At 62.6% G+C, this 12,222-nt stretch carries 8 protein-coding genes; all 8 read right to left on the reverse strand.

Annotated elements, in window-relative coordinates; translation table 11 throughout:
- Window positions 1-6: 6 nt before the first annotated feature.
- The 8 genes from D1159_RS10355 to D1159_RS20035 all read right to left on the reverse strand — a co-directional run bounded on the left by D1159_RS10355 (window position 7) and on the right by D1159_RS20035 (window position 12,211).
- Complete coding sequence (locus D1159_RS10355) at window positions 7-1,089, reverse strand: ABC transporter permease (protein WP_161845597.1); 1,083 nt, start codon at window positions 1,087-1,089, stop codon at window positions 7-9.
- Window positions 1,090-1,152: 63 nt separating this feature from the next.
- Window positions 1,153-2,199: a BMP family protein gene (locus tag D1159_RS10360; RefSeq protein ID WP_161845598.1), complete on the reverse strand. Its 1,047-nt coding sequence runs from the start codon at window positions 2,197-2,199 to the stop codon at window positions 1,153-1,155.
- A 437-nt stretch (window positions 2,200-2,636) separates the two neighbouring features.
- Window positions 2,637-3,926, reverse strand: a complete 1,290-nt coding sequence (locus D1159_RS10365) for an L-serine ammonia-lyase, iron-sulfur-dependent, subunit alpha (protein WP_202621031.1) — start codon at window positions 3,924-3,926, stop codon at window positions 2,637-2,639.
- An 18-nt stretch (window positions 3,927-3,944) separates the two neighbouring features.
- The gene (locus tag D1159_RS10370) at window positions 3,945-5,645 is read right to left on the reverse strand and encodes an FAD-dependent oxidoreductase (RefSeq protein WP_161845599.1); all 1,701 of its coding nucleotides are present in this window, start codon (window positions 5,643-5,645) and stop codon (window positions 3,945-3,947) included.
- Window positions 5,646-5,711: 66 nt separating this feature from the next.
- Complete coding sequence (locus tag D1159_RS10375) at window positions 5,712-6,893, reverse strand: Xaa-Pro peptidase family protein (RefSeq protein ID WP_161845600.1); 1,182 nt, start codon at window positions 6,891-6,893, stop codon at window positions 5,712-5,714.
- A gap of 90 nt (window positions 6,894-6,983) precedes the next feature.
- Window positions 6,984-8,546 carry an AbgT family transporter gene (locus tag D1159_RS10380; protein ID WP_161845601.1) on the reverse strand — a complete coding sequence of 521 codons (1,563 nt, stop codon included), beginning with the start codon at window positions 8,544-8,546 and terminating at the stop codon, window positions 6,984-6,986.
- A 74-nt stretch (window positions 8,547-8,620) separates the two neighbouring features.
- Entirely contained in the window at window positions 8,621-9,805 is a 1,185-nt protein-coding gene (locus D1159_RS10385; RefSeq protein WP_161845602.1) for a MalY/PatB family protein, read from the reverse strand.
- A gap of 291 nt (window positions 9,806-10,096) precedes the next feature.
- Window positions 10,097-12,211, reverse strand: a complete 2,115-nt coding sequence (locus tag D1159_RS20035) for a sigma 54-interacting transcriptional regulator (protein ID WP_161845603.1) — start codon at window positions 12,209-12,211, stop codon at window positions 10,097-10,099.
- Between the last annotated feature and the right edge of the window lie 11 nt (window positions 12,212-12,222).

The following is a 12,222-nucleotide window of genomic DNA, read 5'->3' on the forward strand; positions in this document are numbered from 1 at the left end:
TCCCTCCTATGCCTTTTTCGCCTCAGGCTTCTTGCGCCTGAGATTGACTTCCCGCAGGATAGCGGTGGCGACTACCATGAGGATGACAATGGCCTGGATAACCTTGATGATGGCCACCGGTACGCCGGTCGCCCGCTGCATGGAGTTGCCGCCGGCCCGGAGAATGCCGAACAGGAAAGCGCCGGCCACGATGCCCAGGGGGGTGTTGGCGCCGATGAGGGCCACGGCGATGCCGTCAAAGCCGTATCCGGGGGAGACGGTGGGGAAGAGCCGGCCCTGGACGCCCATAACCTCGGTGGCGCCGGCCAGGCCGGCCACGCCGCCGGCCAGCAGCATGACCAGCACCACGTTGCGCTTGGTATTGATGCCGGAGTAGAGGGCGGCGTCCGGGTTCTGGCCGGAGACGCGGATCTCATAGCCCTTCTTGCTGGACCAGAGGAACATCCAGAAGAGGTAGACAAACAGGAGCGCGATGAGAATGCCCAGGTGGGCCCGGGTGTTTTTGAGGATAATGGGCAGGCGGGCGCTGTCCAGCAGGGGGGAGCTCTGGGCGTCATTGCCGGGGGGTTCGGTGATAGGCCCGTTGACCATAAACTGCACCAGCTGGATGGCCACGGTGTTGAGCATAACGGTGGTGATAATCTCGCTGGCGCCAAAGCGGACCTTGAGCACACCCACAATCCAGCCCCAGATGCCGCCGCCCACAAAGCCGGCCAGCATGGTCAGGGGGAGATGGATGGCCAGGGGGAGGCCGGGGAGATAGACGCCGGAGATGGTGGCGAAGAGGGCGCCCATGTAAAGCTGCCCCTCCATGCCGATGTTGGTCAGGCCGCACCGGTTGGCCAGGGCGTAGCTGATGCCGGTGAAGAGCAGGGGGGTCATTTTGACCAGCGTCTCGGCCACGGCGTTTTTGTTGCCCAGGGCGCCGCTCAGCATTTTAGACATGGCCCGGCCGGGATCCACACCCATGGCGGCGATGATAATCATGCTGATGGCCAGTGCCGCCGCCACCGCCAGAATGGAGATGATGGCCTGCCGGGCCGCCGTGGACATGTTGTTGCGGAATTTGATTTTGTCAAACTTCTGCATGGTACACGCTCCAATCTAAAGCAAATGCGGGGGGCGAGTGCCGCCCCCCGCGCCAACTTACTGTTATTTGTCCAGTTTGCCGCTTTCCAGATCGGCAAAGAGCTGATCCATAGCGGATTTGGCCTCAGGCAGCTTCTCGTCCCAGCCGTGCCAGTCGGACAGGATGGTGCCGTTGTCCTTCAGGCCGTAGGAGTAGATCTTGGGCTCGAAGGTGCCGGCGGCGATCTCCTGGAAGATGTTGTCGAACATGCCCTCGAAGTTGCGCACCACGCTGACGATGACGGCGTCGGGGGCCTGGTCGTACTGGTCGGCGTTGTAGCCGATGGCGTAGACGCCGGCCTCGTCCGCGGCCTGGAGCACGCCCAGGCCGGCGTTGTTGGCGCTGGCGCACAGCACGTCAAAGCCCTGATTGGTGTAGCCCAGGGCCACTTCCTTGGCCCGGTCGGCGTCGGTGAGGGTGCCGATGTAGGCGGTCTCCACGGTGATGTCGGGGTTGATGTACTTGGCGCCGGGCTCAAACATATCCACCAGCTCGGCGATGGAGGGGGTGTCCTCGCCGCCCAGCATGACGATCTTGCCGCTCTTGGAGGCGGAGGCAGCCACGGCACCGGCCAGGAAGCCGGAGTTCACAGGGCCCACACCGGCCACGTTGGGGGACTGCTCGGTGCCCTCGCCGGCGAAGGAGACCACGAACTTGGAGTCAGGGAACTGGGGGGCCACCGCGTGGATGGCGTCCACAAACTGGGAGCCGTGGCCCACGATCATGTCGTAGCCGTCCTGGGCGTAGCCCCGGAGGAACTCCTCCATATCGGAGGCGGCCACGCTCTCGGAGTAGGCCAAAGGCTCCAGCCCATACTTGTTGCAGATGTTGGTCAGGGCGTTGTAGGCGGTGGCGTTCCAGCCGTTGTCGTTGGCGGGGCCGGCCAGAAGCACGGCGATCTTCATGCCGGAGTAGTCAACCCCCTCGCCGCCGCCGGGATTGTCAGTGCTGGGATTGTCAGCGCCGGTGCTGGGAGCCGCGGAGGGCTGGCTGCCCTGTCCGCCGCCGCAGCCAAACAGGGAGACAGACATGGCAAGGGCCAGAAGCAAGGTTATGAATTTCTTTCTCATTGAGATCTCTCCTCCATATGTGTTGTTTCGGGCCTGATGGGAGGATATACAGCGTGTGTGCCGTCCAGCCAGCTCCCAGACCCGCATGTTTAGACAAAGCAAATAAAAAAAGAGGAAACAGCAGCATTTATTTGGCTAAGTCTTATACTGATTATAATACTATATGAATTTGCGCGTCAAGGGGCTGGGAGATTTTTTACAAAGGAAAGGAAAAATTCGAAAAAAAACTGGGCGAAATAACAAAATCGAATTATGAGGTGTCCATTTTATCCATAAGTCCAAATATCATTGATTTTTAACTGGCAAAAATACAAGCTAAACTGTATAGTTTGTATACTGCGAGTCTGGAGATATCAGATTTCGAAAGGAAAAACCGTGGTAGAAGACAGAAAGCTGTCTCCTACCACGGTTTCAGAAATTATTTACTGACTAAACAGTCAGCACCCGGAACCCTGGTCAATCATGATCTTCAGGATCTCCGCGTCGGTCTCCCGCATACCCTCGGCGGCCATGCGGCCGATGCTGGCGATGGTCTGCTCCACGCTCTCCTTCACCAGGCCCTCGCCCGCGCCGAAGGTGTTGCCGTCCATGGACATCTCGTGGGCGAGGATGGCGGCGTCCACCGAGGCGGCGATTTTGGCGGCGCAGCTGCCCTTGGCGCCGTCGCACACAATGCCGGAGACGTTGGCCAGGGTGTTGGTGATGGTGCGGCCGATGGTCTCATAGTCCCCGCCGTGGAGGTAGGTGATGCCGGCGCCGCTGCCGCAGGCGGCGCACACCGCGCCGCAGAAAGCGGACAGGCGGCCGATCCCCCGCTTTTGCAGCAGAGCCACCAGATTGCTCACCACAAGGGCCCGGTACATGGTCTCCTCAGAAGCGCCCAGATACTGGGCGTAGACCACAATAGGCACCGAACAGGTGATGCCCTGGTTGCCGCTGCCGGAGTTGATGACCACCGGCAGGACGCAGCCGCCCATGCGGGCGTCGCTTCCGGCGGCGGCCATGGCCCGGGCCCGCACCCGCACATCGCCGCCATAGTGGCGCATCAGGGTGGCGCCCACCCGGCCGCCGTAGACGTGGGTCATGCCCTCCTGGGCGATGCGGGTGTTGAACTCCACCTGGCGGGAGAGGGCGGGGCGCACGTCGTCCAGATTTACCGTATTGGCAAACTCCAGAATATCGGCCAGATTCAGGCTGTCCAAGACGTTGTCCTCTGGGGTCTCCTGGACGGCGGCTTCCTCCTTTTGGAGCAGGACGTCCCCGTCCCGCTCCAGCCGGATCAGGTTGGTGTGCTCGTCCCGGATCTCCGCCAGGGCGGTGTGTCCGCCGCCGGACATTGTGATGAGGATATGCAGCCGGGCGGGGGTGTCCAGCAGCTCCACAGTGCAGATGCCCTGCGCCAGCAGCCGGCGGGTTTCCTCCAGGTCGGCGGGCCCCACCTTGCTCAGAACCTCCAGGTCCAAAGCGGGGTCGCCGGCCACGGCGCCCAGGACGGCGCTGGTGTCAATGCCCTTCATATTGCCGGTGGTGGGCACGATGACCCCTTTTGCGTTTTTGATGATATTGCCGCTGCACGCGGCGGTGATCCGCTCCGGCATGACGCCCAGGGCCTGCCTGGCCTTGGCGGCGGCCAGGGCGATGGCGATGGGCTCGGTACAGCCCAGGGCGGGGACCAGCTCGTTATTCAGAATATTGACATAAGTCTGGTAAGTGGCCTGTTCCAGCATAGTGCGTCTCCTATCTCTCTATCGCTCCACCTGCATACCGCAGGAGGTACAGTTTTTCAGCTCGCCGTCGCCCTGGCTGGCCAGATCCTTCACATAGGCGGAGTAGACGGTGTATCCGCCGGACAGGTTGTGGACCTTGGCGCCGTGCTGCTCCAGCATCCGCTGGGCGAGATAGCCCCGCAGGCCAATCTGGCAGGTGACATAGACGGGCTTGGTCAAATCCAGCTCGCCAATGCGGCCGCGCAGCTCGTCTACGGGGATGTTGCGGAAGTTGGGGGGCATGGCGCCCCACTCCGCCAGCTCTTCCGGCTTGCGCAGGTCGAGGCACAGGGCGTCCTCGGGGATATTGGCCACCTCCTCGGCATAGAAGGGAGTCATGATGCCCTCCAGCACGTTCTGGGCCACAAAGCCGGCCATGTTCACCGGATCCTTGGCGCTGGAGAAGGGAGGCGCGTAGGCCAGCTCCATCTCCTGGAGGTCGTAGACCGTCAGGCCGAAGCGCACGGCGTTGGCCAGGTGGTCGATGCGCTTGTCCACGCCCTCGCCGCCCACGATCTGGGCGCCCAGTACTTTGCCGGTGTCGGGGGCAAACAGCAGCTTGATGGTCATCTGGGCGCCGTCAGGGTAGTATCCGGCGTGGCTGGAGGAGACGGTAAAGATCTTGCGGAAGGGGGTGCCGGCGGCCTGAAGGCTCTCCTCCTTCTCGCCGGTGCAGGCCACCACCATATCGAAGAACTTCATAATGGAGGTGCCCTGGCTGCCCTTGTAGCAGGCGTCTTTGCCGCAGATTACGTCGGCCACAATGCGGGCCTGCTTGTTGGCGGGGCCGGCCAGGGGGATGACCTGGGTGCGGCCGGAGACGATATTGCGCACCACGGCGGCATCGCCCAGGGCGAAGACGCCGGGAGCGCTGGTGCGCATCTGGCCGTCGATGAGAATCTCCCCCCGCTGGCCCAGCTCCACCCCGCTGCCCTGGAGGAAGCGGGTCTCCGGCATGACGCCGATGCTGAGGATCACCATGTCGGCGGGGAGGGCGGTGCCGTCCTCCAGCACCACGGTATCCTTGGTGAAGCTGGCGCACTTTTTGCCCACGTACAGTCCCATGCCCTTGGCGCGGATATAATTGTGAACCGGGTGGGCCATGTCCAGATCCATGGGGGCCATGACGTGGGGGGCGGCCTCCACCACGGAGACCTTCAGCCCACGGTGGGCCAGATTTTCCGCCATTTCCAGGCCGATGAAGCCGGCGCCGATGACCGCGGCGGTCTTGGGCCTGGCCTGCTGGATGTGGTCATAGATGGCGTAGGTGTCGGGGATGCTGCGCAGGGTGAAGACGTGGTTGTCCTCCATCCCCGGCATACGGGGCCGGATGGGGGATGCGCCGGGGGAGAGCACCAGATTGTCATAGGTTTCGGTGTAGGCTTTGCCAGTGGCGTGGTCGGTGACGGTGACAGTCTTGCCGGCGCAGTCCACGGCCGTGACCTCGTGGAAGATGCGCACATCCACATTAAAACGGGCGCGGAAAGCCTCGGGCGTCTGGAGCTGGAGGCTGGCCCGCTCCGCAATGGCGCCGCCGATATAGTAGGGCAGGCCGCAGTTGGCGAAGGAGATAAACCCGCCCTTTTCAAAGAGGATGATCTCCGCGTGCTCGTCGTTGCGGCGCAGACGGGCGGCGGCGCCGGCGCCGCCGGCCACACCGCCTACAATGAGAACTTTCATAAAACCGCTTCCTTTCCGTGGCTGTGGACCGGGCCGGCTGGCCCGGTCCACGGTATTCAATCTCGCTTACAGATAGTGGGGGGTGTTGGGCGTAAGGACCTCGCAGCCGTCCTCGGTGATGAGCACCATGTCCTCGATGTTGAAGCCGTTGACCCCGCCGATATAGCAGGGGACCTCCATAGCCAGGACCATGCCAGCCTCCAGGGGGCGCTGGGTGGCGGCGTTGATATAGGGCGCTTCGGCGGTAGCGGGGCCCATGCTGATGCTGTGGCCCTGGTGGCCCCGGCGGTAGGAGGGATAGGCATCCTTTACATAGTCGCAGGCGATGTGGTACAGATCGCAGATGGGCAGGCCGGGCTTGGCGGCGGCGATCATCCGGCGCTGGCCCTCGTACAGGCGGTCCTTCAGCCGGTACAGGGCGGGGTCTGCGCCGTCCATCACCCAGGAGCGGGAGGTGTCGGTGGTGTAGAAATCAAACTCCGCGTTGACGCCGGCGTCAAACTTGACCACGTCGCCGGGCTGGATGACGGCATCCCCGGGGATGGTCAGCCGGGAGCCGGACTCGCCGGTGGAGAACATGGACCAGGCGCTGGGCGCGGCCGCGCCGGTGGCGATAACGGTCTGGCGGAAGGTTTGGACCATCTCCCGCTCGCTGACGCCGGGCTTTGCGATCTGGCTGACGGCGGTGAAGCCCGCGTCCGCCGCCCGGCAGAGGGTGCGGAACATCTCAATCTCCTCCGGGGTCTTTACGCTGCGGGCGAAGACGAACAGGTCGGAAATATTTTCATATTTGGCGTCAGGGAAAGCCTGACACAGACCATTATAATACCCCAACGTGAGATAGTCCAGCTCCAGGCCCAGCTTTTTGTCCGCCAGGTCCATCTCCTTCACCATCTGCTTGAGCACGTCCATGGAGCTCTCCATCACAGCGGGGGCGGGGAGAACGGCGCCGCGGGCGATCTCGTCCCAGGTCTTGACGCCCACCCAGGTGTCGTACTTGCGCACGAGAAACCGGCCGGCGCTCTTCTTCTCAAAGGTGGGCACTTCAAAGTCCATGGTGGTCAGCTGGGTGGGCACGTCCTCCCGGGCGGATACCACAGCCACGGAGAAGCCGGGCTGGCGGGACACGGTGTGCTGGTGTCCGGCGAAGCCGGTGACGTAGTGGAAGTTCTCGGGAGAGGAGACAATGGCGCCGTCTAAACCGTTGCGGCGCAGCAGCTCTTTGATCTTACCCTCTTTGGGTTGCATGATGGATTCCTCCTTTGGCATGGTGATAAGACAAGGACTGCGCGCGCCCGGCGCGCGCAGTCCTGCACGATTGTAATGGAGTTAGTTTGGTTAGGCGGGATAGAACATGGGGGAGCCGGGGCCCAGGGGAATACCGGTGATATACCAGATGATGAGCAGGACGATCCAGCCCAGCAGGAAGCACAGGGAGTAGGGCAGCATGGTGGACACCACGGTGCCGATGCCCGCTTTCTTGTCGTACTTCTGGAAAAAAGCCACAGTGAGCACGAAGAAGGGCATGGTGGGGGCGATGATGTTGGTGCAGGAGTCGCCGATGCGGTAGGCCACCTGAGTCAGCTCCGGGGACATGCCGAGGCGCATGAACATGGGCACGAAGACGGGCGCCATAATGGCCCACTTGGCGGAGTCCACCGCCACCAGCAGGTTAAGCAGGGCGGTGATGATGACGAAGCAGATCAGCAGGGGCAGGCCCACGAAGCCGATGCTCTTCAGGAAGTTGGCGCCGGCCACGGACAGGATGGTGCCCAGGTTGGAGTAGGTAAAGAAGTTGGTGAACTGGGCGGCAAAGAAGATCAGCACCATGAAGCCGGAGATGCCGGCGATGCCCTTGGTCATCAGCTCCACAACGTCCTTGTCGTTCTTGATGGTGCCGGCGCCCACGCCGAAAGCGATGCCGGGGACGAGGAACAGGAGCATCATGATAAAGATAATGCCGCTCATGAAGGGGCTGGACAGGACGGCGCCGGTCTCAGGATTGCGCAGCAGGCCGTTGGGGGGCACCACGGTGATGAGGACCAGCACCACATAGACCAGCGCGGCGATGCCGGCAAACCGCAGGCCCCGCTTCTCCTGGGCGGTGAGGCTGTTGGAGACGCTCTCCACCGCGCCCTCGTACTTGCCCAGGCGGGGCTCTACCAGCTTGTCAGTGACCAGCGTGCCGACGGCAGTGACCACAAAGGTAGAGACAAACATGAAAAACCAGTTACACACGGGAGAGACTACGTAGTTGGGGTCCAGCATGTTGGCGGCCTGAGTGGACATGCCGGCGAACATGGGGTCGTTGGTGCCGATGAGCAGGTTGGCGCTCCAGCCGCCGGACACGCCGGCAAAGGCGGCGGCCAGACCGGCGATGGGGTGGCGGCCCACAGCCATGAACAGGATGGCGCCCAGGGGGACCAGCACCACGTAGCCGGTGGAAGACGCGATGTTGGACATGATGCCCAGGAAGACTACCATAGCGGTAATGAGGGTCTTGGGGGCGGAGGTGGCGGCCTTGCGCAGCAGGGCGGAGATCAGGCCGGAGCCGTCGGCCACGCTGACGCCCACGATGATGGTGAACACGGTGCCCAGGGCGAAGAAGCCGGAGAAATTGCTCACAATGGTGGTGATCAGGTGGCGTATGGAGTCACCGGAGAACAGATTGACCGCATGGACGGTTTTCTCTACAATGGCATTGCCGTTGGCGGTGTCAATGGCCTCGTAGGTGACGGATACGCCCATGGAGGCGCAGATGGCCGAGATGATCATAACGGCCAGGGTCAGGATCAAGAAGATAGTGGCGGGGCTGGGGAGCGCGTTGCCGGCGCGTTCCACACCGTCCAGAAAGCGGACAATCCAACTCTTCTTCTCCAAGGTTTTTCCTTTCTTGGACATGTAGAATCCTCCTCTTTTCAAATATATCTCCTCCTCCCCGGAGGGAGGGATCGATCAGGAACAGGGGCCCTCTCTCAGCGGCCCATATGCCGGTCCACGGCGGCCTTCAGCCGCTCCATGGCTTTCTCCACGGTGGAGCGGGGGCAGGCGATGTTCATGCGCATATATCCCTCGCCGTCCACAGGACCGAAGCCCCGGCCGTCGTTGAGGGCCAGACGGGCCTGCTCCGTCATGAAGCGGGGCAGCGCGTCGCCGGGGAGGCCGAGCCCCTTGCAGTTGAGCCACAGCAGGTAAGTGCATTCCGGCCGGCGGAGCGTGATCTCGGGAATATGGTTTTTCAAAAACTCCTCCACATAGAGGACGTTGCTTTCCAGATGGGCGATAAGCTGTTCTAGCCACTCCTCCCCGTGGCGGAAGGCGGCCTCTACCGCCACCAGGCTGAAGCAGTTGTTGCGGTGGACATCCAGGCCCTTCCAGAACGTTTGGTACTTGTCCAGCAGCTCCTGATTGGGGAAGGTGACGGTAGCGGCCTGGAGGCCGGCCAGGTTGAAGGTCTTGGTGGCGGAGGTGCAGGTGATGGTGCGGGCGGCGATCTCCGGGCTGACAGAGGCCAGGGGGGTGTGCTTGTGGCCGAAGAGGATCAGGTCGCTGTGGATCTCGTCGCTGACCATAAGGGCGCCGTACTGGACGCACAGCTCGCCCATGCGGCGCAGCTCCTCCGGCGTCCACACCCGGCCCACGGGATTATGGGGGTTGCACAGGATGAAGAGGGGGGGTCTGCGCTGGAGGGCGGTTTCCAGCGCGTCAAAGTCCACGTCGTAGCGGCCGTCCGTCTCCTTCAGGGAGACGGTGAGGGGCCTGCGCCCCCAGTTCTCCACCGAGTCAAAGAACTCGCCGTAAACGGGGGTGAGGAACAGAATCTCGTCGCCAGGGTTGGAGAACTCCCGTACGCAGGTACACAGGGCAGGGACCACCCCCAGCGTGAAAACGCACAGGGCCGGATTGGGCCGCCAGCCGTTGCGCCTGGCCTGCCAGTCGCACACCGCCTGGAAATAGGATTCCGGACGGCTGGTGTAGCCGAACATACCCTGCTGGTTCCGGGCGTCGATGGCGTCCAGAATGGGCTGGGCGGTCTTCAGATCCATGTCGGCAATCCACATGGGGATCAGATCCCGGCGGCCGTACTTCTGCTCCATCTCGTCGTACTTCACCGCGAAATTATTCCAGCGGTCAATGGGCGCATTAAAGTCATACTGCAATGCTTCTCATCTCCTTCGTTGATGTTCCTGCCGGCTGGAGGAAAAACAGCTCCAACGGCAGTTTCTGTCAAACAACTGTTTATTATGCAGTCGGTATGCCAAGTCTAAAGTTTGTGAAATTTTTGTTTATTCTACCCGAAAAAGCAGCGATAAATTTTACATCGCACACAAGGGGTCATAGAAAACAAAAATAAAATGGGTTGCCTTATCCGGAAAAATTGAATAAAGCAACCCGTTCAGTTCTATAATTCACCCATTTAGTCAACCCATTTTCGCCCATTAACCACCAATTTAGAAAATGGGGGAGGAGGACGCCTCCTTTTCCAGACGGAGGGAGAGGGCGCGGCCCAGGGGAGTGAGGCGGCTGCCGCCCCGGCCGCGGCGGATGTCCACCAGCCCCCACTCCTCCAGATGGAGCAGGACGGTGCGGGCGGTCTGCTCCGTCAGCGGGAGTCCCCGGGCCGCGGCCTGGGCGGACAAACTTTTGCGTCCGGCGGAGGCGCCGGAGCCTAGAGCGGAGAGGACGAAGGCGTAACAGTCGAAGTCGCTGCCGGTGCGCTGGCGGAGCCGGGCGATGGTCTGGCCGGCCACGTCCCCGCCCCAGGCGGGCTGGGAGGAGGGGATGCCGGAGGCGTTCTCCCCCGCCTCCAGGGCGGCGGGGGAAAAGATGGTGGCCGGCAGATCCTCCAGCTGGATCAGGGGCTTGTCCAGATAGGCCAGGTACTCCACGCAGTTGCGCAGCTCCCGCACATTGCCGTCCCAGGGGTGGAGGGTGAGCGCCTGGAGGGCGGCGGGATTGAGGGAGAACCGGGCCCCAAGGGCCTCCTTGATATACTCCAGCAGGAGCAGCACGTCCTGCCCCCGCTGCCGCAGGGGCGGGAGCTGGAGGGGGAGGACATTAAGCCGGTAGAACAGATCCTTGCGGAAACCGCCCCGGCGCACCACGGCCGGCAGATCCTCGTTGGTGGCGGCGATGACGCGCACATCTACCGAAACCACATCCACGCCCCCCAGCCGGACGATCTCCTTCTCCTGGAGCACTCGGAGCAGCTTTACCTGGAGCATGGGGCTCATGGCCTCAATCTCATCCAAAAAGAGGGTGCCCCGGCGGGCGGCCTCGAAAAAGCCGATGTGCCCGCCCTTCTGCGCCCCAGTGAAGGAGCCGGCCTCGTAGCCGAAGAGCTGGCTCTCCAGCAGGGAGTCGGGAATGGCGGCACAGTTGATGGCCACAAAGGGCTCCTGCCGGCGGGGGCTGGCGGCATGGATGGCCTGGGCGAAGAGCTCCTTGCCGGTGCCGCTCTCCCCGCTGATGAGGATGGCGGCGCTGCTGGCCGCCATTTTCTGGGCCAGGGCCTTGGCGGCCAGCATGGTGGGGCTCTGGCCCACAATGCTGTCAAAGGTGTACTTGGTCACGTGGCCCTTGCCCAAAAGCTGGCGGCGCACCTTTTGCTGGCGGTTTTCCTCATCCCGGAAGCGCTGGAGAATACAAAAGCCCCCCATAAACCGGCCGCCGCGCAGCACAGGCTGAAGGCTGACATTGACAGGACTGCCGTTGATATCGATCAGCCGGGAGTGGATGGCCTTCTGGTGGGAGAAGCACTCTTCAATGGGGAGCAGGGCCAGGCAGTCCTTGGCCCGGTGGCCGAGGAGCTGGTGGACAGGGAGGTCCAGAATCTCCTCCGCCTTGGCGTTGCAGGCGAACACGGTGCCGTCGGAGTCCACGCCGATGACCCCCGCGTCCAAGGTCTGCTGGAAGAGGTCAAACAGGCTCTCCACCTGGATGGACCGGTGGAACATCCGCTGAATGCTGTAGGTGCGCTCGGCCAGGGTGGACAGATAGGCCTGAAAGGCGGGCTGGTCAATGATGTGCTCGCACTTGAGATGAAAGGCCAGCTCAATAAAGGTATTGCCGCTGAGCAGGCGCGGGCCCAGATCCATCACGTGGTCCACCCAGGAGGGGACGTACCGCCGCTCCCCGGTGGTGACGGCCCAGGCCAGCCGGGGCGGCTCCGGCGCGCCGGGATAGTAGGGGACGAACTGAATGTTCGTCACGCCCAGCTGGTTGAGCAGCGCCATCGTCTCGGTGGCCATGGGCTGATTGATGTTTACCAGCAGCGCCTGGGTGTTGTGAGGAACCTCCAGCAGGCGGGAGAGGCTCTCACGGGTGATGTGGACCTCACTGATAACGACGGGGCCGTTGTCGGGGAGGAGCTGTGTGATATCCCGATAGGTAAACGCGCAGGTGGACACCAGATAGACCTCCGCCGGCTCCACCCGCTCCGCCGTCCCGGCCTGGACGCTGTAGGTGTGTATCTCCACCAGATCCCCAAAAAACTGCCGGACCTGATCCGCGTAGAGATGGACGGAGCCGGCGTCCCACGTGATAATCGCCAGCCGTTTTGCCATATGGCCACCCC

The sequence above is a fragment of the Pseudoflavonifractor sp. 524-17 genome (assembly GCF_009935845.1).
In the GTDB taxonomy this organism is placed as follows: Bacteria; Bacillota; Clostridia; order Oscillospirales; family Oscillospiraceae; genus Pseudoflavonifractor_A.